Genomic DNA, 22,497 nt, shown 5'->3' with positions numbered 1-22,497 from the left:
CACTACCCGCGTTCGATCCAGTGCAACGTGCCCGGCTCGAATGCCAGCAGATCCGACGCCGCCAGATGCGCGCGCGGCCAGCGGCGTTCCGGCGGCTTCGGCTGCCGGGCACCCACCGGACCGTCGTAGTCGCGCACCAGCAGGCCGATGCGCGCGGCCCCAGCCTGCAACAGCGCATCGATACGCTGCAACCACTGGCCGGCATCGTCCAGGGCTTCATCGCGGCGTGCCTGCTGATCCTGTTCATGCCGCGCCAACTGCGCCGCCAACGCGCGCGCGATCTTAGCTTCGCTCCAGCCCTTCTTCCGCCAGCGTTCGGCATCGCTGTTCCACTCACGAACCGCCTGCGCCGAGGCCAGCGACGTGCCGCAATCGCAGTGCACGGCACTCAACCACGGCTGCCAACCGGACCCGACCGCTGACTGCAGGCTGGGCGAATCCTGCGCAAACAGGCGCCGGCCACTGCGCTGCATGATCGCGGCGGCTTCAATGTGCGATAAGGATGCGGGCAGGAACAGGGTAATGAAGGTGCACACGCGGCTATCCGGGTCCGTCCGGGGATGCGCCCATGGTAACTCGCCGGGGTCAGAGCCCTTTCCTGAGGAAAGGGATCCGACCCCGATCCGGCGGATCAGGCGATGCCCAACCCCGGAATCGCGCTGATGCTGTCCGGATCGAATCCGGCCAGTTCGGCGAAATGGCGGCCACGCGCCACGTAGTCGCGGTAAGCACCAAAGCTCGGCGCACCCGGCGACAGCAGCACCACCCCGCCCTGCGCGCCCAGCGCCGTGCGCGCCAACGCCATCGCCTCGGCAAGATCGCCCGCAGCGTGCAGGCCGAAGCGGCTGGCGTCGGCCAGCGGCTGCAGCATCGCGTGGATGCGCGGGCCGTTGCTGCCCATGGTCACGATCTCCACCGGCGGCACATCGTGCGCCATGTGCTGCATGAAGTCGGTCCAGTCCAGGCCACGGTCGTGCCCGCCCACCAGCAGCGCGATGCGCTGCCCGGCGAAGCACTCCAGCGCAGCCAGGCTGGCATGCGGCGTGGTGCTGATCGAATCGTTGACGTAGGTCAGGCCATCGGCCACGCCAATCCGCTGCAGGCGGTTCGGCAGCGGGCGGAAATCCTGCACCGCCGGTGCCAGCGCCACCGCGTCCAGGCCCAGCGCTTCCAGTGCAGCCAGCACCGCGCACAGGTTGCCGCGGTTGTGGCGGCCCGGCAGCGGCGTGTTGCGGGTATCGAACACCGCCTGTTCGCCGCGATGCACGATGTCGCCCCGCATATGCCAGCCCTGCGGCTGGTTGAACCAGACCACCTCACTATCGGGCAGCGACAGTGCCGCCAGGTGCGGATCGGCCGCATTGAGCACGGCAATGCGCGGCGCGGCTTCCGTCACCAGCCGCAGCTTGTCTTCGATGTAACGTTGTTCGCTGCCGTGCCAGTCCAGGTGTTCCGGGAACAGGTTCAGCACCACTGCCACCTGCGGGTGGGCGCCACTGCGCGCCACTTCACCGGTCTGGTAGCTGGACAGCTCGACGGCCCAGTACTCGGGCGCTGGCTGCGGGTCCAGCACTTCCAGCAGCGGCAGGCCGATGTTGCCGACCAGTCCGGTGCGGTGGCCGGCCGCGCGCAACAGGTGCGCGACCAGCGCGGTGGTGGTGCTCTTGCCCTTGGTGCCGGTCACGCACACGGTGTCGTGCACGATGCCATCGTCAGCCGCATGCTCGGCGAACCACAGCGCAGTGCCGCCGATGAAGGTGGTGCCCTGCGCTGCCGCCGCCAGCGCGATCGGCTGATAGGGACTGATGCCGGGCGATTTGATCACCACGTCGAACGCGGCCAGCGCTTCAGCGGAAGGCTCGCCACGCACGTCCAGGGCGCCCTGTGTTTCCACGCGTGCGGCCCCGACTTCGGCCGCCGGGCAGAACAGGCTCAGCGGCAGCGTGGGCAGGCGCTCACGAAGTACCGCAAACGCGGCGCGGCCCTCGCGGCCCCAGCCCCACAGCGCGACGCGCTTTCCTTCAAGCTTCGAAATCTTCACGCACCCGGTCCCACAGCGCAGCCGGAACGCGGTGCTCGCCCTGCAGCTGCAGCAGCGGCGCCAGTTCCAGTTCGGCGGCATCCAGCTGCGGCTGGATTTCATTGCAGAAGCGCTTCACCAACACGTCTTCCTTCCATTCCGGGCGCTGGGCCAGGGTCGCCATCGCCGCACGCGATTCGCGGCCTTCGCCCACGCACTCGAACGGCTTGTGGTCTTGGAACTCCAGCAGCGCGTCGAAGCCAGCGGCCTGCTCGGCATCGTCCAGCAGGTTGCGGCCGAAGATGCGCACCAGGCGCGTCTTGGGCATGAACGGAGCCAGCGCCAGGAACACGAAATGGCACTTCGGGCAGACGCCGCACCAGCGGTTCACCGGGCGCTCGCCAAGAATGTGGAAATTGCGGTTGCAGCTGGAGAAGTGCGCGTCGTAGAAATCGGTCTTGGCGAACTGGCGGGCCACCGCCAGCTCGGACAACGGGCGCAGCAGCGAGTAGTACTGCAGGTCCGCCGCAACGTGCGCCTGTACATGGCTGCCGAAGGCCTGTTCAAACACCCAGCCCTTGGACCACTGGTGGTTCACTTCGCCGGTGCCTGGAATCTGGCTGCCGTAGCTGGCCGAACGCTCGTTGGAGAACACCACCTGGTCCACGCCCTGCAGCAACGCGGCCAGCACCATGATTGCCGAGTTCACCGCAGTGACCGGGATGTGGCCGTTCCAGGCGCCCTGGCGGTTGAGCTCGAACAGTTCCGGCGCCAGCGCACGGCCCAGGTTCAGTGTCGGCAGGCCGGTGCGCTCGGCACAGGCGCGGATCAGCTGCGAGCCACCGATCCAGGTCACCGTTTCGTCCACGCCGGCACGGCGCAGCGCTTCGATGCTGACCAGCGAATCCTTGCCGCCGCCGATGGCCACCAGTGCGTGCGGCTGCAGGCCCAGCGCCGGCGCCTGCACGGCCTCGCCCTGCACCGGCAACCGGAACCGGCCGCGCAGGTTCAGGCCGTTACGGTAGGCGAATTCGCCCAGGCCATTGAGGTAAATGGTCTCCACCAGTGCGGCGGTATCGGCATCGATGCTGTAACTGTCGATGCTGACCGTATCCGGTACGCCGGCCTTGTAGTAGCTGACGCCGGCGATCAGGTGCAGCAGCTGCAGCGCACGCTGCACGGCAGCGGCGCGCGCCTCGTCCAGCACGAACGGGGCACCCGGCACGGTGATGGTCTCCACCATCTCCGGGCCGTCGTCGAAGGCGTAGACCAGCCGGGCCACGCCGGTATCCGCTGCGAAGTCGCAGCGGACGAAGCGGAAGCGGGAAACCTGGTGTTTGTCGAAAGCAGTCATGGTGTATCCGGTCAGGCACGGGCCCGCGCGAGGGCGCGGGGCGTGTCGGTGGGCGGGTGCAGGGCGCGCGCGGTGGTCATTCGATCACGTCTTCGCGCGGCAGCATCCGCTGGTTGTAGGTGTTGGCCATCACATAGCCGTAGGCACCGGCATCGGCGATCAGCATCACGTCGTCCGGCGCGGTCGACACCGGCAGCTTGCGGCGCTTGCCGAACACATCGCTGGATTCGCAGATCGGCCCGACCACATCGAACGCCGCTTCGGCATAACCGCCCTGGCGGCTGAGATTCTCGATGTCATGCCAGGCGTCGTACAGCGCCGGGCGCATCAGTGCGTTCATGCCGGCGTCCAGGCCGACACGGCGCACGCCGTCCTTTTCCACCACCTGGGTGGCATGGGTCAGCAGCACGCCCGATTCGGCCACCAGGTAGCGGCCCGGCTCGATCGCCAGGCGGAATGCCGGGTGCAGTGCCTTGACCTCGGCCAGGCCCTCGGCCCAGGCGTCCAGGTCGAAGGGTTCGTCTTCGTCGCTGTACGGAATCGGCAGGCCACCACCGATATCGATGGTCTGTACGCTGCCGATGCGGCGAGCGAAACCGGCCAGCTCATCGCACATCAGCCGCCAGTGCTGCGCGGTTTCCACGCCGCTGCCCAGGTGCGCATGCAGGCCCACCACGCGGCTGCCCAGTTCGGTGGCCGCGCGCACGAACTCGTCGACGCGGGCGATCGGCAGGCCGAACTTGGACTCCTTGCCACCGGTACGGACCTTGGCGTGGTGGCCCTCACCCCGGCCCAGATCGACGCGCAGCCACAGCTCGCGGTTACGGAACAGGTCCGGCCAGCGCTGCAGCGCTTCCACGTTGTCGACGGTCACGGTCACGCCCAGCGCAAACGCCGCCTCGTACTCGCTGCGCGGGCAGAAGCTGGGGGTGAACAGCACGCGCTTGGGCGACAGTTCCGGCAGGTGCTGGAACACATGCTTCAGCTCGCCGTGCGACACGCACTCCAGGCCGAAGCCTTCGGCTTCCAGCAGCTGCAGGATGGCCGGGTGGCTGTTGGCCTTGATCGCGTAGTAGCGCTGGTCGATCGGCTTGATCGCGGCCAGTGCACGGGCGCGGGCGCGCACCGTCGGCAGGTGGTAGACGTAGCGCGGCGTACCGGCATCGGCCAGCTGCAGCAGGTGCGCACGCTGGCCGCGCCACCACGGCGTGCCGCGCGGGCGCACGGTGCCGGCAATCTCGCGCCAGCGCGGGCCGAACACTTCGGTCTCCTCCACCGGCATCGCGCCGCTGTCGATCAGCTCTGCGTGCAGGATCGGCAGCAGGCCATCGGCATCGGCCTCGTCGATGACGAAGGTCAGGTTCAGGTCGTTGGACGACTGCGAGATCATGTGCACGCGCTCACGGCCGAAGGTCGCCCACACGTCCGACAGCTTGTGCAGCAGCGACCGCATGCCGCGGCCCACCAGGGTGATCGCCGCGCACGGCACGATCACTTTCACCTTGCAGATCTGCGACAGGTCGGCCGACAGCGCGGCCAGCACATCGGTGTTGACCAGGTTCTCGGACGGGTCCAGCGACACGGTGACGTTGGTCTCGGCCGAACCGATCAGGTCCACCGACAGGCCGTGCTTCTTGAACAGGTTGAACACATCGGCCAGGAAGCCGACCTGCTGCCACATGCCGATGCCTTCCATCGACACCAGCACGATGCCATTGCGGCGGCTGATCGCCTTCACCCCCGGCACCGGTGCGGCGCTGCCATCGATGCTGGTGCCCGGCAGTTCCGGGCGCTCGGTATCGAGGATGGCCATCGGCACGCCGGCATCGCGGCACGGCTTGATCGAGCGCGGGTGAAGCACCTTGGCGCCGGTGGTGGCGATTTCCTGCGCTTCGTAATAGTCCAGGCGGGTCAGCAGGCGCGCGTCCGGCACGTCCTTCGGATTGGCGCTGAACATGCCCGGCACATCGGTCCAGATCTCCACCCGGCTGGCGCCGAGCAGCGCACCGAAGTACGCCGCCGAGGTATCCGAGCCACCACGGCCGAGGATGGCGGTACCACCATCGGCATGCCGCGAAATGAAGCCCTGGGTGATCAGCAGGCGGGTCGGCTGCGCGCGGAAGCGCTGCATCCACTCCGCGTCGGCGCGCCACTGGCAGTTCACCGACAGCCGCTGCGACCAGTCGCTCTGGTTCGGCTGCGGCGGCATCGCGTCCAGCCACTGGCGGGCATCCATCCAGCCCATGTCCAGGCCCGAGGCGCGCAGATAGGCCGCGCCCAGGGTGGAGGACAGCAGCTCGCCCTGGCCCAGCACTTCGGCCTGCCAATCCAGCGGACGGGTGGCCGCCCGCGCATCGTCGAGCAGGCCCTGCAGTGCCGCCAGCCGTTCGGCCAGCACCTCGCGGCCCAGGCCGAGTTCGGCCAGGAAGCCCTCATGCCGCTCGACAAGCGCTGCCACGCGATCACCGCTGTCCGCCGCGCCGTCGGCAATCGCGGTCAGTTCGTTGGTGACCCCGGACAGCGCCGATACCACCACCAGCACGCGCGATCCGGTCTCTTCCGCGCGTTTTTTCGCCAGCTTCCCGATCGTGTCCCAGCGGTGACGACGCGACACCGAGGTGCCGCCGAACTTCAGTACGATCCAACGATCGACAAGGGGGGAAGCTGACATGGATTGGCTATGTAGAATGTGGGGAAGCCGCCCTCGGGGGCGGAACCTTTGATTCTAAGCGCAATATCCCCGTAGATGGCCGTCCTCCGTTACCTGCAGCTCGACGTCTTCGCCCCCCGCCCCGGAACCGGCAATCCACTGGGCGCCATCCTGGACGCCGACGCGCTCTCCAGCAGCCAGATGCAGGCCCTGGCCGCCTGGCTGAACCTGTCCGAGACGGTGTTCTTCCTGCGCCCCACCGCGCCCGGCGCCGACTACCACATCCGCATCTTCACCCCGACCCGTGAGCTGGCCTTCGCCGGCCACCCCAGCGTCGGCGCCGCCTGGGCGGCGGTGACCTGCGGCCTGGCCCAACCGCGCGACGGCGCCCTGCTGCAGCAATGCGCGGCAGGGGTGCTGCCAGTACGGGTGAGCGGCCCGGCCGAGGCACTGGAGATCCAGCTGGCCAGCCCGCCGGCACGGCAACTGGACACGGAGGCAGACGGAGCGCCCGCCGCGCTGTTGGCGCTCGCTGCCGACGGGCAGGTGCCCGAACTCTGGGACAACGGCGCACGCTGGTGGCTGCTGCCACTGCGCGATGCCGCCGCCGTTCGCGAGCTGGCACCGGACATGGCCGCGCTGGCCGACTGGAGCCTCGCCACCGACGCTACAGGCCTGGCCGTCTTCGCCGATGAAGCCGGCACCGGCCACACCCGCGTGGTGCGTGCCTTCTGCCCCGCCGATGCCCCCAGCGTGCCCGAGGACCCGGTCACTGGCAGCGCCAATGCGCTGATCGGCGCCTGGCTGCGGCAGCGCGATGCCCTGCCCGGCGGCGAAGGCCGCTACGTGGCCAGCCAGGGCCGCGAAGTGGGCCGCGATGGCCGCGTGCAGGTGCAGGTCGACGCGCAGGGCACGGTGTGGATCGGCGGCCAGGTGCAGCCGGTCATCGACGGCCAGATCCGTTGGCTGTAGAGCCGAGCCCACGCTCGGCTGCTTCTTCTCACACCCCGACACAGCCGAGCATGGGCTCGGCTCTACAACCGCGCGTTAAGCTGCGCGCCACCCGATCCTGGAGTTTCGCCCCGATGACCACCCGCCGTTTCCTGCAGCTGGATGTGTTTTCCCCGCGCGCCGGCGCTGGCAACCCGCTGGCCGTGGTACTCGATGCCGACGGCCTGGACGATGCCAGCATGCAGGCCATCGCGCGCTGGACGCGCCTGCCCGAGACCACCTTCGTGTTTCCGCCCCAGGCCGACGGTGCCAGCTACCGGCTGCGCATGTTCAGCCCGCAGAAGGAAGTGCCGTTCGCCGGTCACCCCAGCGTCGGCACGGCGCATGCGGTGCTGCAGGCAGGCCTGGCCACACCGGTCGACGGCGTGCTGGTGCAGGACGGCATTGCCGGTGCCCTGCCGCTGCGCGTCAGCGGTGAGGGCGCGCAGCAGCGCATCGCCATCCGCACACCGCGCGCGCAGTTGGCGGAGATCGCTGAAGCCACCGATCCGCGCCTGCTGGCAGCACTGAAGGACTGGCCACTGGGCTCGCTGCCGCCGGCGCGCATGCAGGGCGGACGCAGCTGGTGGGTGGTGCAGGTGGCCGATGAAGCCGCATTGCGCGCCCTGCATCCGGACTGGGACGCGGTGGCTGCGCTGGCCGAGTCCACCGACAGCATGGGCGTGTTCGCCTATGCCTTCAGCGATGGCAGTGAGGGATTCGATCTGGCCGTGCGCGCTTTCGTCGGCAATGGTCGGCGCTTCGAGGACGCCGCCTCCGGGGCCGCCAATGCAGTGCTGGCCGCGTGGCTGGACCTGCGCGACGCGCTGCCACGTGGCCGTGCACCGTTCGAAGTCAGCCAGGGCCGCGAAGTCGGCCACGATGCGCGTCTGACCCTGCGGGTCGATGAGGACGGCGAGGTCTGGTCCGGGGGACAGGTGCAGACCGTCATCACCGGCACCCTTGATTGGTAAAGGGGTACTGTAGAGCCGAGCCCACGCTCGGCTGCTCCTCGGCCAGATCACGGGACCTGCAGAAGCCGAGCATGGGCTCGGCTCTACAGATGCGCCGGCTCAGCCCAGCTCGGCTTCCAGGCTGATCGGCACCGCGCTCAGCGCCTTGGATACCGGGCAGTTCTGCTTGGCATCATCGGCAATGGCACGGAACTGCGTCGCATCGATGCCGGGCACCACCGCCCTGACCTTCAGGCGGATCTGCGACAACTGCGGACCGCCTTCCAGCGACAGGTCGACCTTGGCTTCGGTGTCCAGCGAGGTCGGGGTGAAGCCTGCTTCGCCGAGCTTGGCTGACAACGCCATGGTGAAACAACCCGCGTGCGCGGCGGCAATCAGCTCTTCCGGATTGGTGCCCTTTTCGTCGCCGAAGCGGCTGTTGAAACCGTAGCGGGTCTTGTCCAGCAGCCCACTCTGCGGCGTGCTCAACTGCCCCTTGCCCGTCTTCAGATCGCCTTCCCAGTGCGCGGTGGCGTGTCGCGAGATTCCCATTGTGCTGCTCCTGCGTGGCGGTGATGAACGGCTACCCTCGCACGCCACGCGTTAGCCCTGCGTCGCTCCGCCGCACGCCGGACGTCGCCCCCGAGTCCGGCGCGTGGACACTTCCTCGCCAGCCCGGAACGCATTTTCCTCTTGTTTTCAGTGGTTTCGCGCACCCCACCGATCGGCGGGCGCCGGCGATCGAACACGCTGGCGTGCCCCCATCCCCCACCGCCGACCATGTACTGAATCGGCCTGGATATGAAAAAACATGCACTTTCCGCGCTTCGGGCTATTGGCGGCGCCCAAGAGTTGCCCTACATTGCGCTTGCCGACGGGGTTCGGCGCCGACCAAACAACCAACCGTTCACGGAACAGGAAACCATGGCAAAGACCGCTAAGAAGGCTGCCCCGAAGAAGGCAGCGAAGAAAGTCGCGACGAAGGCAGCCGCCAAGCCGGCCGCTCCGAAGCCGATCAAGGAAGTGCTGACCAAGTCCGGCCTGGTTGCACACATCGCTGAAGCCTCCGGCGTCGTCGCCAAGGACGTCCGCGCTGTGCTGGCCTCGCTGGAAAGCGCCGTCGCCTCCTCGGTGCACAAGAAGGGCGCTGGCTCCTTCACCCTGCCGGGCCTGCTGAAGATCACCACCGTCAATGTGCCGGCCAAGCCGAAGCGCAAGGGCATCAACCCGTTCACCAAGGAAGAGCAGTGGTTCGCCGCCAAGCCGGCCACCACCAAGCTGAAGGTGCGTCCGCTGAAGAAGCTGAAGGACGCCGCGCTGTAAGCGCGCGCCCCAACGTGGATTCCGACGGGACGGCTCTGGCCGTCCCGTTTTTTTTGCGTGCCCGGCGGTAGATCCACGCCATGCGTGGATGCGTCGCGCTGTGGCAATCCGCAACACAGCGTTGCCGCCTCCCCGGGAATGCCCGTACAGGCCCGTCGCCACTGGCCGAGCGCGGCCTGGGCAGGTGCTGGAACGTACCGGGTGGAACACTGCGTGCAGCGCCGGCCGTCGCCTCAGGCCGTGGCCTTGCCTATGGTGGGCACATCCTCCACAGCTACGGCGAGCACACCCTCATGGCCAGCCCCTCCACCCGCTACCGGATCTCGGTGACCCCCATCGAAAAGGACGGGCTGCAGTGCACAGGGCGCTGCACCATCGAACTGGAGCATCGCGCCAGCCGCGACCTGATGCGCCTGCTGGAGGCGGCCCCGCGTACCGCCGGGATCAGCGGCGACGAGCGTGCGACCCTGGTGATCGCCACCCAGCTGCTGCGCGATATCGTGCAGCGCCATGCCGAGACCGGCGGCCACGCATTGGCGGCCATCGCCGGTCAGGTCCTGCCAGCGCTGGACGCTCTGGATCAGCTGCCCTCCTCCCGCTGATCCCGGCGCAATCGCTACACTGCCGCCCTCCAGGTTGCCTCGGGGAGGAGGCAGACATGCGCAGGATCCCGTTGCTGATCGCACCCTTGGTGCTGCTGGGCTGTTCACGCCCGGCAGCACAGACGACCGGCGACATCGCGGCAGCGTCCGCTCCCGTCGCTGCTACCGCAGCCATGGACACCCGCACCGGCCCCGATCCCGCAGCAGTGCAGGCAAGTGAAATGCCGGTGCTGTCCGCTGTCGCCGACGGTGCCGAGCCGCCATCGACGATGCTCAACCGCTACGTAGCGGCGTTGCTCAACCGCGACCGCGCCGCCAGCGATGCCGCCTGGACGATCCCGCCCAGCGACCCGCGGCATGCGGACGACGCCGCGCTGCGGCAGCTGCAGGACCTGCGCACCCTGCGCCTGCACAGCGATCCCCCGGTCGCCCGCGACGATCGGCAGCCACCGCAGCTGCTTGAAGTGCCGGTGCAGATCCGCGCGGTCACCGCCAACGGTACGTTCCGCTTCGGTGGCTGGTACCGCGTGCAACCCAGCAGCGATGGCAGCGCCTGGCAGATCCAGTCGGCGCAACTGCGTCCGATGCTGGACTGAACCGTTACAGCCGCATGCACGCGCGATTCAGCCTGCACGGCTACTCTTTGATCCATCCATTCCCTGCCATCGGTCACCGCCATGCGCCTGCGTTCCCTGATGACCCGCCTCGCTGCCTCCACCGTACTGATCGCCGCTGCGATCGGCGCGCAGGCGGCTCCCTCCATTTCCGGCCGCGAACTGTCGGTGGGTGCCAGCGACGTCCAGCAGTACCTCGATGGCAGCTTCCCGCGCACCCAGGACGCCCTTGGCGGCCTGATCTCCCTGACCATGAGCCATCCTCAGCTGAGCCTTCCGGCCGGCGAGCGCTTGAACCTGGGCATGGACGTGGCACTGGCCACCGCCGGCGGCAACCCGGCCAAACTGGGTACGGTGAAGCTCAGCAGCGGCCTGCGCTACGACGCGCAGACCCAGGGCTTCCACCTGCAGCAGCCCAGCGTGGACGACTTCACCCCGGCCAACCAGGGCGGCCGCCTCGACTCACGCACCCGTGGCCTGCTCAATGCCTGGCTGAGCGACTACGCCCAGCGCGAACCGATCTACAAGCTGGACCCGGCCGTGGCCGGGGTGCTCGGCGCGCTTCAGGTACAGGCGGCACAGGTCAAAAACGGCAAGCTGGTGGTCACCTTCAACCAGAACCTGGGCAACCTGGTGCCGGCAGGCCTGCTGGGCAAATAAGGTAGTGCCGGCCGCGGGCCGGCAGCGCAGACTGCATCTGCCGGCCAGCGGCCGGCACTACCGGTATAGCGGATCACGCGGCAAGTGCCTTGACCACCGCCTCGCTGAAAGCAGGAATGTCATCCGGCTTGCGGCTGGTGATCACGTTGCCGTCTACCACGACCTCGGCGTCGCGCCAGTTCGCACCGGCGTTGGCCAGATCCTGCTGAAGGGAGGGCCAGGAAGTCAGCTCGCGGCCATCGGCCAGCCCGCTGTTGATCAGCAGCCACGGGCCATGACAGATCGCGGCGACGGGCTTGCCGGCTTCATCCACTGAGCGGATGAAGCTGAGCACCGCGTCGTCGGTGCGCAGTGTGTCCGGATTGATCACACCTCCCGGCAGCACCAGGGCATCAAAGCCCGCCGGATCCGCCTCATCCAGCGGGATGTCGACCGCGACGGCGTCGCCCCAGTTCTTCTCTTTCCAGCCCTTGATGGTCGCCTCCTTTGCGGGCGACACCACGCTGACCCGCGCACCTTCCGCTTCCAGCAGCCGTTTGGGCTCGGTCAATTCGGACTGTTCAAAGCCGTGGGTCGCGAGGATTGCGATCTGTTTGCCCTTCAATCGCTCTGCCATGGGTGCACTCCAGTTGGGGGAGTGCACAGCGTGGACGAACGGCCCTTGCACGGCGGTGACCCTGCCGTGCACGGCAGGTGGAGAGCCTCCCGCAAGTGCCGGCAGCTGGCCGGCTCCTGCATCGCGCCATGCCGGCCAGCGGCCGGCCCTACCCGGTACCGGTCAGCGCTTGGGCTGCAGCATGGTGCCGGTGCACTTGGGCGAGCCGCAGCGGCATTCCCAGATCTTCTTCAACTTGGCGGTGTGGCGCTCGGCCAGGGTGATGCCGTAGTTATAGGTCAGCTCTTCGCCAGCCTTGATATCGCGCAGCGCCTCGATGAACACCTTGTCGCCACGGCTGTCGCCGTCCTCATCTTCCTCGATCACCGCCTCGCAGTTCGGGTCGCAGCTGTGGTTGATCCAGCGCGCGTCGTTGCCCTTGTAGTTGGCATCGATCACCCAGTCGTCATTGAGGGTGAACAGGAAGGTATGGCCGCTTTCGACGTCGCCGCTGTCATCGGCATCAACGTCGCCATGGCTGCGCAGCAGGCCCTTGTACTGGATCACGCGCTCGCCCTGCTTGATCGGGGCGACGGCGAACACGCCGTTGCCATGGATGGCGGACTTGCGGGCTTGGATCTTCTTCGGCATCGGCACGGGCTGTTTGCAGCGGATGGAACAGGGATTCTCGCCCATTCCGGGTGATTGCGAAAATCACCCGGTTGGCGCAGCATGGCGCCCCGGGCAGCGCCCGCTGGCAGAGCCTCCCGGCCCGGCCCCAGCGCCGGCTGAATGCCCGGGTTGGATGGTGGCGAATAAAAGCGTACAATTTCAGTCCGCTTTAAGAACCACTCGCATCCCCATGTTGCGCGTCACCAAGCTCACCGATTACGCCACCGTCGTGCTGACCGTGCTCGCCGCCCGTCCGGGCGAGGTGCTCAGTGCCACCGAACTGGCCGAATTCACCGGCCTGGAGCCGCCCACCGTCAGCAAGGTACTCAAGCCGCTGGCCCAGGCCGGCCTGGTCGAAGGCCTGCGCGGCGTCCGTGGCGGCTACCGGCTGACCCGCCCGGCCATCGAGATCTCGCTGTTCGAAGTGGTCGAAGCGATGGAAGGGCCGCTGGCCCTGACCGAATGCAGCCACGACCACCACCAGTGCGGCATGGCACCCAAGTGCGGCGCGCGCAGCAGCTGGCGGTTGATCAACGACGTGGTCTCCGAGGCCCTGCGCGACGTCAGTCTTGCGCAGATCCTGCCCCCCCTTCCCCTTGCCGATGACGAACAGCGCCGCACCATCGCTGTCGACGTCGTCTCCTGATCCACAGGCAGCCCCCCATGGCCACCGAAACCATCGAAAACGTCGCCCACGACGACACCCCCAACCGCGAGATCCACGAGCAGCTCGGCCGCAAGTATTCGGCTGGCTTCATCACCGAGATCGAGTCGGACTCCCTGCCGCCGGGCCTGGACGAGGACACCATCCGTGCCCTGTCGGCCAAGAAGGACGAGCCGGAGTGGATGACGCAGTGGCGCCTGGACGCCTACCGCCACTTCCTGACCATGCCGATGCCGGACTGGGCCAAGCTGGAGATCGCCCCGATCGATCTGCAGGCGCTCAGCTACTACTCGGCGCCGAAGGGCCCGAAGTACGCCTCGCTGGACGACGTGCCGAAGGAACTGCTCGACACCTACGACAAGCTGGGCGTGCCGCTGCACGAGCGCGCCAAGCTGGCCGGCGTGGCGGTGGACGCGGTGTTCGACTCGGTCTCCGTCGGTACCACCTTCCGCAAGGAACTGGCTGAGAAGGGCATCATCTTCTGCTCCATGTCCGAGGCCATCAAGGAACACCCGGAGCTGGTGCGCCAGTACCTGGGCACCGTGGTGCCGGTGGGTGACAACTACTTCGCCGCGCTCAACTCGGCGGTGTTCTCCGATGGCAGCTTCGTGTTCATTCCCAAAGGCGTGCGCTGCCCGATGGAACTGAGCACCTACTTCCGCATCAACGCCGGCCACACCGGCCAGTTCGAGCGTACCCTGATCGTGTGCGAGGACAAGGCCTACGTCTCCTACCTGGAAGGCTGCACCGCGCCGATGCGCGATGAGAACCAGCTGCACGCTGCGGTGGTCGAACTGGTGGCACTGGAAGACGCGGAGATCAAGTACTCCACGGTGCAGAACTGGTACCCGGGCGACGAGAACGGCGTCGGTGGCATCTACAACTTCGTCACCAAGCGTGCCGAATGCCGCGGCGCGCGCAGCAAGGTCACCTGGACCCAGGTCGAGACCGGCTCGGCGATCACCTGGAAGTACCCCTCGTGCGTGCTGCTGGGCGACGACTCGGTCGGTGAGTTCCACTCGGTCGCGCTGACCCATCACCGCCAGCAGGCCGACACCGGCACCAAGATGATCCACGTCGGCAAGCGCACCAAGAGCAAGATCGTCAGCAAGGGCATCAGCGCCGGCCGCGGCCAGAACACCTACCGCGGCCTGGTCAAGGTCGACCGCAATGCTGATGGTGCGCGCAACTACACCCAGTGCGATTCGCTGCTGATCGGCAAGCAGTGCGGCGCCCACACCTTCCCCTACATCGAGGTGAAGAACCCGGGCGCCACCGTCGAGCACGAGGCCACCACCTCGAAGATTTCCGACGACCAGCTGTTCTACTGCCGCGCCCGTGGCATCAGCCAGGAAGACGCGGTGTCGATGATCGTCGACGGCTTCTGCAAGCAGGTGTTCCGCGAACTGCCGATGGAGTTCGCGGTGGAAGCCAAGAAGCTGCTGGAAGTCTCGCTGGAAGGTTCGGTGGGCTGACCGCCCGCCCCTGCCCCTCGCAAACGCATTCTCTTTACCGGCGGGCCCAGGCCCGCCCCACGGAAACCCCCACCATGCTGAAGATCGAAAATCTCCACGCCCGCATCGGCGACAAGGAAATCCTCAAGGGCCTGTCGCTGGATGTGAAGCCCGGCCAGGTGCACGCCATCATGGGCCCGAACGGCGCCGGCAAGTCCACCCTGGGCAATGTCCTGGCCGGCCGCGACGGCTACGAAGTGACCGAAGGCAGCGTGCAGTTCGACGGTGTCGACCTGCTGGAGCAGGACCCGGAAGCGCGTGCCGCTGCCGGCCTGTTCCTGGCATTCCAGTACCCGGTGGAGATCCCGGGCGTGAACAACACCTACTTCCTGCGCGCGGCGCTGAACGCCCAGCGCAAGGCACGCGGTGAGGAGGAACTCGATTCCATGCAGTTCCTCAAGCTGGTGCGGGAGAAGCTGGCCGTGCTGCACCTGAAGGACGAGCTGCTGCATCGTGGCGTCAACGAAGGCTTCTCCGGCGGCGAGAAGAAGCGCAACGAGATCTTCCAGCTGGCCGTGCTGGAACCGAAGCTGGCGATCCTGGACGAAACCGACTCGGGCCTGGACATCGACGCGCTGAAGAGCGTGGCCGACGGCGTCAATGCGCTGCGCGCCGCCGACCGTTCGTTCCTGGTCATCACCCATTACCAGCGCCTGCTGGACTACATCAAGCCGGACGTGGTGCACGTGCTGGCCGATGGCCGCATCGTCAAGAGCGGCGGTCCCGAGCTGGCGCTGGAACTTGAAGCGCACGGCTATGATTTCCTGAAGGACCGGGTCGTGCCCGAGGCGGCGGTCTGATGAGCGCCCTGCTCGACTCGATGGCCCAGGCCTTCTGCGGCAGCGATGCGCGCCGCGAAGTGCTGGATGCGGCCCTGCGCGACGGCCTGCCGGCCGCACGCAATGAAGCCTGGAAGTACACCTCGCTGCGCCAGCTGGAACGCCGTGCGTTTGCTGCGGCACCGCTGCAGGGCCCGGCGCTGGACGCCGCGCTGCTGGACGACATCCCGGCGCCGCGCCTGGTGTTCGTCAACGGCCGCCTGGATGCCGCGCTGAGCGACGTGCATGCCCTGCCGGCCGGCGTGCAGCTGCAGCCGCTGTCGGCCGCACTGGCCTCCGGCGAAGACGCCGTGCGTTTCCTTGGCCGCCGCTACGAGCGCAGCGAGGAGATCTTTGCCCGCCTCAACGCCGCACTGGCCGATGAAGGCGTGGTGCTGCGCGTGGACGAAGGCGTGCAGGTCGACGTGCCGCTGCAGCTGGTATTCGCCAGTGTGGCCGGCGAGACCGACCTGGCCTGGCATCACCGCCACCTGATCGAACTGCGTGCCGGCGCCAGCCTCGGCGTGGTCGAGCACCGCTTCAGCGTGGGTGACTCCGCCCACCTGGACAACACCGTGCTGCATGCCCACGTCGCGCGCGACGCCGTGCTCAAGCACGCCCGCGTGCAGGCCGGCAGCGCACGCCAGACCAGCTTCCTGCGCACAGACGCGGTGTTGGCCCGCGACGCGCAGTACCACCGCGTCGACCTGGAACTGGGCGCCGCGCTCAGCCGCCATGAACTGAACGTGCGCCTGGAAGGCGACAATGCCCGGCTGACCGCCAACGGCGTGCTGCTCGGCAATGGCCGCCGCCACGTCGAAACCCGCCTCGGCATCGACCATATCGCCCGCGATACCGCCTGCGAGCTGCTGTGGCGCGGCGTCGCCGCCAACCGCAGCCGCGTGGTGTTCCATGGTGGCATCCAGATCCGCGAAGGCGCCGATGGCACCGACGCGAACCTGTCCAACAAGAACCTGCTGCTGTCGGCGGACGCCGAAATCGACACCCAGCCGACGCTGGTGATCGACGCCGATGAAGTGAAGGCCGCGCACGGCGCGACCGTTGGCCAGCTCGATGCCAATGCGCTGTTCTACCTGCGCTCGCGCGGCCTGCCGCAGGCCCAGGCGCAGGCGCTGCTGAGCGCTGCGTTCTGCCATGAACCGCTGAAGATCCTGCCGGACGCGCTGCGCGCGCAGCTGGCACGCCGCCTGGACAAGGCCCTGGCCGAGGCGGGTGTGGCATGAACCTGTCCACGCCGCGCCCGATCGAAGAACGCACCGGCGCTCCCGACTGGGACCGCGTCCGCCTCGACTTCCCGCTGCTGATGCGCGAAGTACATGGCAAGCCGCTGGTCTATTTCGACAATGCCAACACCGGCCAGAAGCCGGTGCAGGTGATCGGCGCGGTGGACGAGTTCTACCGCCGTTACAACGCCAACGTCAGCCGCGCGGTGCATGCACTGGGCAGCGAAGCCACCGATGCCTACGAAGGTGCGCGCAACACGCTGGCGCGCTTCCTCAACGTGCGCCCCAGCGAGCTGGTGCTGTGCAGCGGCACCACCTTCGCCATCAACCTGGTGGCGTATTCTTGGGCGCTGCCGCGGCTGAAGGCCGGCGACGTGATCCTGGTGTCGCGCATGGAGCACCACGCCAACATCGTGCCGTGGCAGCTGGTCGCGCAGCGTACCGGTGCCACCATCCGCGTGGCCGAGATCACTCCCGATGGTGCGCTGGACCTGGATGCGCTGCGCGCGGCGATGACCCCGGAGGTCAAGCTGCTGGCGGTCACCCATGTCTCCAACGTGCTGGGCACGGTCAACCCGGTGCGCGAGATCTGCCGCGAAGCGCGCAAGCGCGGCATCATCACCGTGGTCGATGGCTCGCAGGCCGTGCCACACCGCAAGGTCGACGTCGCCGCGATCGGCTGCGATTTCTACGCCATCACCGGCCACAAGATGTGCGGTCCAACCGGTACCGGCGCGCTGTGGGCGCGTCGCGAGCACCTGGACGCGATGCCACCGTTCCTCGGCGGCGGCGAGATGATCAAGGAAGTCAGCTTCGACGGCACCGTGTTCAACGATGCCCCGCACAAGTTCGAAGCCGGCACCCCGAACATCGCCGGTTTCATCGGCCTGGGCGTGGCCGCCGACTACCTGCAGCAGCTTGGCCAGGACAACGTGGAGGCGCGCGAAGCCGAACTGCTGGCGCACTTCACCGAAGAGCTGCGCCGCGTCGATGGCCTGCGCATCATCGGCCAGGCACCGGAGAAGGCCGCCGTGGTCTCGTTCCTGATCGATGGCGCGCATGCCCACGACCTGGCCACCCTGCTCGACCTGGAAGGCGTGGCCGTGCGCTCGGGCCAGCACTGCGCACACCCGCTGCTGCAGTACTTCGGCGTCGCCGCCACCTGCCGCGCCTCGCTGGCGTTCTACAACACCCACGCCGAGATCGAGCGCTTCATGACCGCGCTGACCAAGGTGCGCAAGCTGCTGGGGTAAGACTCACAGCGCAGCCGGAAGCAACGAGAACGCCGCGGGAAACCGCGGCGTTTTTCATGGCGCCGCCAAGGGCAGGATGGAAGACACGCAGAGCTCCGCAGGCCATTGCCCAAGGTGCCCCTTGCCGTAAGGGAACGCGGGTTGGCCCGCCGATACGATTCCGGTGAGTTCAACCGCCTGCTCCGACGGCAGCGCCGTGACGGGAATTCCATTCACCCACACGCCGTCGGCCGCCCATGGATCCTGCACCGGTGGCCCCGGGTGCAGCGCAGACATTTCGAAGCTCTCAACGTAGGCACCCCGTACGCGCACCAGTCTGCCGTGATAACGCATGGGATCGGCACGCAGCGCCTCCACCGTCACTGGCAACGCACGGGACGCACTGAAACGCGGGCACCCCAGGCCGTTGGGCGCGATGCCGCCACTCTCCTCGTGCGCCGGCAGGCAAGCCAGAAGAGCCACAAGCAGGACAGTTGCGGCCAGCGCGATTCCCTTCGGTATGCCCACCCCTGCACTCCGCCTGGCATTTGAAGAATGCACGAGCATAGCGGTTGCCAGGACCGTCAAGGGTCTCCCCCATTTGCGCCCGCCCACTGCCCACCTAAAATGCCCCCATGAGCACCCTGACCTTCCGCGCCGCCACGCCGGCCGACATCCCCGCCCTGATCGCCCTCGTCACCTCGGCCTACCGTGGCGACGCCAGCCGCGTGGGCTGGACTACCGAAGCCGACCTGCTGGATGGCGCCCGCATCGACGCCGAAGGCATCCAGGCCGACCTGGACCGCCCCCGCTCCACCATCCTGCTGGCCGAGCGCGAAGGCGTTCTTGTGGCCTGCGCCCACGTTGCCGACGTTGAGGGCAAGGGCTACTTCGGCATGTTCTCGGTCGACCCCGCACAGCAGGGCGGCGGCGTCGGCAAACAGCTGATGGTCGCCGCCGAAGCCCACGCCGCACGCGAATGGAACGTGCCGGTGATGCAGATGACGGTGATCGACGTACGCGACGAACTGATCGCCTTCTACGAGCGTCGTGGCTACCAGCGGACCGGCATCAAGAAACCCTTCCCGTATGGCGACGAACGCTTCGGCATCCCCAAGCGCGACGACCTGCGCTTCGAGATCCTGGAAAAACCGCTGGCCGGAGCGGCCGCGTGAGCGATACCTGGACCTTCGTGTGCGCCAGCAACGAGCTGCTGCCCGGTGAAATGAAGAGCGTGTTCGACGAGGTGACCGGCACCCCGATCGTGGTGTTCAACCTCGACGGCGAGCTGTACGCGCTGGAAGACCAGTGCACGCACGAGGAATTCGAGCTGTCCTCTGGCGAATTCAACACCGCCGAAGGCAGCGTGGAGTGCGTACTGCACGGTGCGCGCTTCGACGTGCGCGATGGCCGCGCCCTGTGCGCCCCGGCCTATACCCCGGTGCCCAAGTTCCCGGTGAAGCGCGAGCACGACGCCGTCTGGACCCGCGACGACCGCGATTGAGGCGGCGCACGGCCTGGGGGTATCCACCCTGGGCTGGATCTGCAGGAGGCCCCGCAAGGGCCTTCGCAGGGCGTTCCCCGGCCGCCCCGGCGTCCCGCAGCACCCCGTACATGCGAATCATTATCGTTGATGTTATTCTACGTAACATCTTCGTAACGACTTCGCCCTCGCGCCATGGTCTCGCCCGCGCCCACTGCCACGTTGTGCCAGCTCGCCCGCCAGGGGTGGCCACTGGCCGTGGCCGTGCTGCTGACGCTGCTGCTGGGCTGGTCGGCGCTGCACGAAGGGCGCGGCAGCGACCCGACTGCCCAAGGGTGGCAGGCACATGCCGAAGGCTTGCGCCAGGTCATGCCATTGCCGGCGCCGTCGGCGGACGAGTGCCCGCAACATGCTGCACCTGCACCGGAGCCGCCGCTTGAGGGTGAGGGCAACACGCCCTGCGCCGGACTGGCCCCCCTGCGCGCGCCCCTGGTCGCACATATCCCGCTATGGCGCTCCGATGCCCTGCGCCGGCAACTGCACGATCCCGCACTGCGATTGAACCCCGGCCACGCACCGCCCGCACCGCACGCCAGCTGAGGCGCCCTGCGGCTGTTGCCGTGCGCCTGAAGTCGTTCGCCGCATCGCCGGGCATCAGCTCGGCTCTACAGAAGACGCTCCCTCCCTGTCGTCGCGCTGTCTGCGCTTCGGCCTTCGCCGTTTCCCGATCCACGCCACTACCCAAAGCCATGACCCACATCACGTCCCGCAAGCACGCCCCGCGCGTTTCCCTGCTCGCCACCGCCACCCTGGCCGCAGGCTTCGCGCCGCTGGCCGCGCAGGCTGCCGACAGCGCTGATGCCGCATCCAGCAAGGCCACCGACCTGGACAAGGTGCAGGTGCGCGGCAGCTGGTTCAATCCGTCCTCGCCGAAGTTCACCGCCGAACTGCTGGACACCCCCAAGTCAGTGTCGATCGTGTCGGAGAAGCTGATCGCCGAAACCGGTGCGACCAACCTGCAGGATGCGCTGCGCATGGTGCCGGGCATCACCTTCGGTGCCGGCGAAGGCGGCAACCCGACCGGCGACCGCCCCTTCATCCGTGGCTTCGATTCGCAGAGCAACGTCTTCGTCGACGGCCTGCGCGACGTCGGCTCGCAGACCCGCGAGATCTTCGATCTGGAGCAGGTGGAAGTGGTCAAGGGCCCGAGCTCGGCCTACGGTGGCCGTGATTCCGGTGGTGGCAGCCTGAACCTGGTGAGCAAGACGCCGAAGCTGAAGAACGAGACCAACGCCAGCATGGGCATCGGTACCGACAGCTACGCACGCGGCACCGTGGACGCCAACTACGTCCTGGGCGACGGCATCGCCGCGCGCCTGAACCTGATGAAGCACGAATCGGACATCGCTGGCCGCGACGCCGCCAATGTCAGCCGCTGGGGCATCGCGCCGTCGATCGCATTCGGCCTGAACGGCCCGGCGCAGCTGATCGCCAGCCACTACCACATGCAGAGCGATGACCTGCCGGACGCCGGTGGTTTCCCCTACGGCAACCCGAACGGTGCGCCGGCCTCGAAGTGGGTCGACGGCCGCCCGATGGTGCCGGACCGCAACAACTACTACGGCCTGGTCGACCGTGACTTCCAGCGCACCCGTGCCGACATCAGCACGCTGGATGCCAGCTACGATTTCGGCGGCCACAAGCTGCGCAACATCGCGCGCCTGGGCAACACCAGCAACGATTACCTGTGGACCCAGCCGGACGACAGCCAGGGCAACCCGAACAACTACGGCACCTTGTGGCGCCGTACCAACGCCCGCGCCGTCGACGTCAAGAGCTTCGCCGACCAGCTGGGCCTGACCGGTGTCTTCCAGACCGGCGCGCTCAAGCACAGCTACAGCGCTGGCGTGGAGTACAGCGACGAGAAGATGACCCGCGGCAGCTATCTGATGACCCCGGGCACCAGCAACCCGCTCACCGGCAACAGCAAGTGCCCGACCACCGGCGCGGCCACCGGCTACAACTGCACCGATTTCGCCAATCCGGATCCGCGCGATCCGTGGGCAGCCACCCATTCGGTGTACCGCAGCGACAAGGCACTGGACGTCGAGCAGCGCACCAGGACCACCTCGGCCTACGTGTTCGACACCATCGAGCTCAATGAGCAGTGGATGATCAACCTCGGCCTGCGCTACGACGACTTCCGCACCACCCTGACCACCCCGGTGGCCGGCAAGGCACCGACCCGCGTGCGCAACAGCAACGACTTCCTGAACTACCAGGCCGGTGTGGTGTTCAAGCCGGCCGCCAACGGCAGCATCTACCTGTCGTGGGGCACCTCCTCGACCCCGCCGGGCATGGACGGTGGTGACGGTTCGGACGGCCTGAGCGCCGCCGTGGCCGACCTCAAGCCGCAGGACACGAAGAACCTCGAACTGGGCACCAAGTGGGACCTGTTCGACCAGCGCCTGAACCTGACCGCAGCGATCTTCCACACCGTGATGAACAACGCACGCGTGACGGTCGACAACGGCACCAGCCAGAACGCCGGCAAGAAGGAGATCAACGGCTTCGAACTGGGCTTCACCGGCCAGCTGACCGACGCCTGGAGCCTGTACGGCGGCTACACCTACCTGGACTCGGAACTGAAGGACAACGGTTTCGTCTGTGGCGCACCGGTGGGCCGCACCTGCCCGTCCAACGTGTACGTGCCGTCGCCGTACAACGGCAACGTGTTCCCCAACACTGCCAAGCACAGCGCCAACCTGTGGACCACCTACCGCTTCCCGATCGGCCTGACCCTCGGCGCCGGCGCGTTCTACTCGGACAAGCAGTACGGTGATGTCGCCAACACCAAGTGGATCCCGAGCTACACCCGCTTCGACGCGATGGCCAGCTACGCGATCCAGGACAACATCAGCCTGCAGCTCAACGTGCAGAACCTGACCGACAAGACCTACTTCACCAAGGCCTATGCCTCGCACTACGCGAGCATCGCCCCGGGTCGCTCGGCCACTCTGGCACTGAACGTCAAGTTCTGATGTAACCGCGCTCCACCACGGCGGCAGGCGCTCCTGCCGCCGTTTTTGTTTCCGGCGATACTCACCCC

23 protein-coding genes are annotated in these 22,497 nt (G+C 67.6%); 15 read left to right on the top strand and 8 right to left on the bottom strand.

The window, feature by feature from the left end; translation table 11 throughout:
- Window positions 1–2: 2 nt before the first annotated feature.
- The 4 genes from ACUDTM_RS17680 to ACUDTM_RS17665 all read right to left on the bottom strand — a co-directional run bounded on the left by ACUDTM_RS17680 (window position 3) and on the right by ACUDTM_RS17665 (window position 6,045).
- Window positions 3–536, bottom strand: coding sequence for a hypothetical protein (locus tag ACUDTM_RS17680; RefSeq protein ID WP_088496735.1), 534 nt, complete (start codon window positions 534–536; stop codon window positions 3–5).
- Between the two features lie 95 nt (window positions 537–631).
- Entirely contained in the window at window positions 632–2,041 is a 1,410-nt protein-coding gene (gene murD / locus ACUDTM_RS17675) for a UDP-N-acetylmuramoyl-L-alanine--D-glutamate ligase (RefSeq protein WP_088496734.1), read from the bottom strand.
- Window positions 2,022–3,374 (bottom strand): UDP-N-acetyl-alpha-D-muramoyl-L-alanyl-L-glutamate epimerase, encoded by a 1,353-nt coding sequence (murL, locus tag ACUDTM_RS17670; protein ID WP_065177916.1) that lies wholly within the window; start codon window positions 3,372–3,374, stop codon window positions 2,022–2,024. The genes murD and murL overlap by 20 nt, the downstream gene beginning before the upstream one ends.
- 76 nt (window positions 3,375–3,450) lie before the next feature.
- Window positions 3,451–6,045: a bifunctional aspartate kinase/diaminopimelate decarboxylase gene (locus tag ACUDTM_RS17665; RefSeq protein WP_353080146.1), complete on the bottom strand. Its 2,595-nt coding sequence runs from the start codon at window positions 6,043–6,045 to the stop codon at window positions 3,451–3,453.
- Window positions 6,046–6,120: 75 nt separating this feature from the next.
- Here ACUDTM_RS17665 and ACUDTM_RS17660 point away from each other — a divergent pair, with 75 nt between their 5' ends.
- The gene (locus tag ACUDTM_RS17660; RefSeq protein ID WP_227836607.1) at window positions 6,121–6,996 is read left to right on the top strand and encodes a PhzF family phenazine biosynthesis protein; all 876 of its coding nucleotides are present in this window, start codon (window positions 6,121–6,123) and stop codon (window positions 6,994–6,996) included.
- 113 nt (window positions 6,997–7,109) lie between these two features.
- Window positions 7,110–7,988, top strand: a complete 879-nt coding sequence (locus ACUDTM_RS17655; protein WP_088496730.1) for a PhzF family phenazine biosynthesis protein — start codon at window positions 7,110–7,112, stop codon at window positions 7,986–7,988.
- Window positions 7,989–8,087: 99 nt separating this feature from the next.
- Here ACUDTM_RS17655 and ACUDTM_RS17650 read toward each other — a convergent pair whose 3' ends face one another.
- Entirely contained in the window at window positions 8,088–8,519 is a 432-nt protein-coding gene (locus tag ACUDTM_RS17650; protein ID WP_072168629.1) for an OsmC family protein, read from the bottom strand.
- Window positions 8,520–8,891: 372 nt separating this feature from the next.
- On the opposite strand from ACUDTM_RS17650, the gene ACUDTM_RS17645 reads away from it, so the two are divergent.
- The 4 genes from ACUDTM_RS17645 (at window position 8,892) to ACUDTM_RS17630 (ending at window position 11,166) form a co-directional block, all read left to right on the top strand.
- A complete protein-coding gene (locus tag ACUDTM_RS17645) occupies window positions 8,892–9,290 on the top strand; it encodes an HU family DNA-binding protein (protein WP_072168628.1) in 399 nt (132 codons plus the stop codon).
- 293 nt (window positions 9,291–9,583) lie between these two features.
- Entirely contained in the window at window positions 9,584–9,892 is a 309-nt protein-coding gene (locus tag ACUDTM_RS17640) for a DUF3861 family protein (protein WP_005415605.1), read from the top strand.
- A 56-nt stretch (window positions 9,893–9,948) separates the two neighbouring features.
- Entirely contained in the window at window positions 9,949–10,488 is a 540-nt protein-coding gene (locus ACUDTM_RS17635) for a hypothetical protein (protein ID WP_439426665.1), read from the top strand.
- An 81-nt stretch (window positions 10,489–10,569) separates the two neighbouring features.
- Window positions 10,570–11,166: a DUF1439 domain-containing protein gene (locus ACUDTM_RS17630; protein WP_005415603.1), complete on the top strand. Its 597-nt coding sequence runs from the start codon at window positions 10,570–10,572 to the stop codon at window positions 11,164–11,166.
- A gap of 73 nt (window positions 11,167–11,239) precedes the next feature.
- Here ACUDTM_RS17630 and ACUDTM_RS17625 read toward each other — a convergent pair whose 3' ends face one another.
- Together ACUDTM_RS17625 and ACUDTM_RS17620 are read right to left on the bottom strand one after the other, a co-directional pair.
- Window positions 11,240–11,782, bottom strand: coding sequence for a type 1 glutamine amidotransferase domain-containing protein (locus ACUDTM_RS17625; RefSeq protein WP_005415602.1), 543 nt, complete (start codon window positions 11,780–11,782; stop codon window positions 11,240–11,242).
- Between the two features lie 162 nt (window positions 11,783–11,944).
- Window positions 11,945–12,412, bottom strand: coding sequence for an SET domain-containing protein (locus tag ACUDTM_RS17620; RefSeq protein WP_012479369.1), 468 nt, complete (start codon window positions 12,410–12,412; stop codon window positions 11,945–11,947).
- A gap of 211 nt (window positions 12,413–12,623) precedes the next feature.
- On the opposite strand from ACUDTM_RS17620, the gene ACUDTM_RS17615 reads away from it, so the two are divergent.
- From ACUDTM_RS17615 to ACUDTM_RS17595, 5 genes are all read left to right on the top strand, one after another.
- The gene (locus tag ACUDTM_RS17615) at window positions 12,624–13,079 is read left to right on the top strand and encodes an SUF system Fe-S cluster assembly regulator (RefSeq protein WP_049414161.1); all 456 of its coding nucleotides are present in this window, start codon (window positions 12,624–12,626) and stop codon (window positions 13,077–13,079) included.
- Window positions 13,080–13,096: 17 nt separating this feature from the next.
- Window positions 13,097–14,572, top strand: a complete 1,476-nt coding sequence (sufB, locus tag ACUDTM_RS17610; RefSeq protein WP_072168626.1) for a Fe-S cluster assembly protein SufB — start codon at window positions 13,097–13,099, stop codon at window positions 14,570–14,572.
- A gap of 74 nt (window positions 14,573–14,646) precedes the next feature.
- Window positions 14,647–15,411, top strand: a complete 765-nt coding sequence (sufC, locus tag ACUDTM_RS17605; protein ID WP_439426664.1) for a Fe-S cluster assembly ATPase SufC — start codon at window positions 14,647–14,649, stop codon at window positions 15,409–15,411.
- Window positions 15,411–16,673: a Fe-S cluster assembly protein SufD gene (gene sufD / locus ACUDTM_RS17600; RefSeq protein ID WP_439426663.1), complete on the top strand. Its 1,263-nt coding sequence runs from the start codon at window positions 15,411–15,413 to the stop codon at window positions 16,671–16,673. Before sufC ends, sufD begins: the two co-directional genes overlap by 1 nt.
- Window positions 16,670–17,926, top strand: a complete 1,257-nt coding sequence (locus ACUDTM_RS17595; protein ID WP_065196580.1) for a cysteine desulfurase — start codon at window positions 16,670–16,672, stop codon at window positions 17,924–17,926. Before sufD ends, ACUDTM_RS17595 begins: the two co-directional genes overlap by 4 nt.
- 54 nt (window positions 17,927–17,980) lie before the next feature.
- Here ACUDTM_RS17595 and ACUDTM_RS17590 read toward each other — a convergent pair whose 3' ends face one another.
- On the bottom strand, window positions 17,981–18,472 hold the full coding sequence (locus ACUDTM_RS17590) for a hypothetical protein (RefSeq protein ID WP_065196581.1): 492 nt from the start codon (window positions 18,470–18,472) through the stop codon (window positions 17,981–17,983).
- Between the two features lie 68 nt (window positions 18,473–18,540).
- Here ACUDTM_RS17590 and ACUDTM_RS17585 point away from each other — a divergent pair, with 68 nt between their 5' ends.
- The 4 genes from ACUDTM_RS17585 (at window position 18,541) to ACUDTM_RS17570 (ending at window position 22,429) form a co-directional block, all read left to right on the top strand.
- A complete protein-coding gene (locus tag ACUDTM_RS17585) occupies window positions 18,541–19,080 on the top strand; it encodes a GNAT family N-acetyltransferase (protein ID WP_072168623.1) in 540 nt (179 codons plus the stop codon).
- A complete protein-coding gene (locus tag ACUDTM_RS17580) occupies window positions 19,077–19,409 on the top strand; it encodes a non-heme iron oxygenase ferredoxin subunit (protein WP_005415593.1) in 333 nt (110 codons plus the stop codon). Before ACUDTM_RS17585 ends, ACUDTM_RS17580 begins: the two co-directional genes overlap by 4 nt.
- Window positions 19,410–19,583: 174 nt before the next feature.
- A complete protein-coding gene (locus tag ACUDTM_RS17575; RefSeq protein ID WP_445391433.1) occupies window positions 19,584–19,988 on the top strand; it encodes a hypothetical protein in 405 nt (134 codons plus the stop codon).
- A 149-nt stretch (window positions 19,989–20,137) separates the two neighbouring features.
- On the top strand, window positions 20,138–22,429 hold the full coding sequence (locus ACUDTM_RS17570; protein ID WP_439426662.1) for a TonB-dependent receptor: 2,292 nt from the start codon (window positions 20,138–20,140) through the stop codon (window positions 22,427–22,429).
- Window positions 22,430–22,497 lie beyond the last annotated feature (68 nt).

This window comes from Stenotrophomonas maltophilia group sp. vghtpe118, from assembly GCF_052605195.1.
Note: the sequence above shows the minus strand (reverse complement) of the source record. Positions and strands in the feature narration are given on the sequence as shown.

What these genes read in the sequence shown, in the direction of transcription:
- murL (WP_065177916.1), bottom strand. Translation starts at nt 3,374, where the DNA reads ATGACTGCTTTCGACAAACACCAGGTTTCCCGCTTCCGCTTCGTCCGC.
- ACUDTM_RS17665 (WP_353080146.1), bottom strand. Translation starts at nt 6,045, where the DNA reads ATGTCAGCTTCCCCCCTTGTCGATCGTTGGATCGTACTGAAGTTCGGC.
- ACUDTM_RS17660 (WP_227836607.1), top strand. Translation starts at nt 6,121, where the DNA reads ATGGCCGTCCTCCGTTACCTGCAGCTCGACGTCTTCGCCCCCCGCCCC.
- ACUDTM_RS17655 (WP_088496730.1), top strand. Translation starts at nt 7,110, where the DNA reads ATGACCACCCGCCGTTTCCTGCAGCTGGATGTGTTTTCCCCGCGCGCC.
- ACUDTM_RS17650 (WP_072168629.1), bottom strand. Translation starts at nt 8,519, where the DNA reads ATGGGAATCTCGCGACACGCCACCGCGCACTGGGAAGGCGATCTGAAG.
- ACUDTM_RS17645 (WP_072168628.1), top strand. Translation starts at nt 8,892, where the DNA reads ATGGCAAAGACCGCTAAGAAGGCTGCCCCGAAGAAGGCAGCGAAGAAA.
- ACUDTM_RS17640 (WP_005415605.1), top strand. Translation starts at nt 9,584, where the DNA reads ATGGCCAGCCCCTCCACCCGCTACCGGATCTCGGTGACCCCCATCGAA.
- ACUDTM_RS17635 (WP_439426665.1), top strand. Translation starts at nt 9,949, where the DNA reads ATGCGCAGGATCCCGTTGCTGATCGCACCCTTGGTGCTGCTGGGCTGT.
- ACUDTM_RS17630 (WP_005415603.1), top strand. Translation starts at nt 10,570, where the DNA reads ATGCGCCTGCGTTCCCTGATGACCCGCCTCGCTGCCTCCACCGTACTG.
- ACUDTM_RS17625 (WP_005415602.1), bottom strand. Translation starts at nt 11,782, where the DNA reads ATGGCAGAGCGATTGAAGGGCAAACAGATCGCAATCCTCGCGACCCAC.
- ACUDTM_RS17620 (WP_012479369.1), bottom strand. Translation starts at nt 12,412, where the DNA reads ATGCCGAAGAAGATCCAAGCCCGCAAGTCCGCCATCCATGGCAACGGC.
- ACUDTM_RS17615 (WP_049414161.1), top strand. Translation starts at nt 12,624, where the DNA reads ATGTTGCGCGTCACCAAGCTCACCGATTACGCCACCGTCGTGCTGACC.
- sufB (WP_072168626.1), top strand. Translation starts at nt 13,097, where the DNA reads ATGGCCACCGAAACCATCGAAAACGTCGCCCACGACGACACCCCCAAC.
- sufC (WP_439426664.1), top strand. Translation starts at nt 14,647, where the DNA reads ATGCTGAAGATCGAAAATCTCCACGCCCGCATCGGCGACAAGGAAATC.
- sufD (WP_439426663.1), top strand. Translation starts at nt 15,411, where the DNA reads ATGAGCGCCCTGCTCGACTCGATGGCCCAGGCCTTCTGCGGCAGCGAT.
- ACUDTM_RS17595 (WP_065196580.1), top strand. Translation starts at nt 16,670, where the DNA reads ATGAACCTGTCCACGCCGCGCCCGATCGAAGAACGCACCGGCGCTCCC.
- ACUDTM_RS17590 (WP_065196581.1), bottom strand. Translation starts at nt 18,472, where the DNA reads ATGCTCGTGCATTCTTCAAATGCCAGGCGGAGTGCAGGGGTGGGCATA.
- ACUDTM_RS17585 (WP_072168623.1), top strand. Translation starts at nt 18,541, where the DNA reads ATGAGCACCCTGACCTTCCGCGCCGCCACGCCGGCCGACATCCCCGCC.
- ACUDTM_RS17575 (WP_445391433.1), top strand. Translation starts at nt 19,584, where the DNA reads ATGGTCTCGCCCGCGCCCACTGCCACGTTGTGCCAGCTCGCCCGCCAG.
- ACUDTM_RS17570 (WP_439426662.1), top strand. Translation starts at nt 20,138, where the DNA reads ATGACCCACATCACGTCCCGCAAGCACGCCCCGCGCGTTTCCCTGCTC.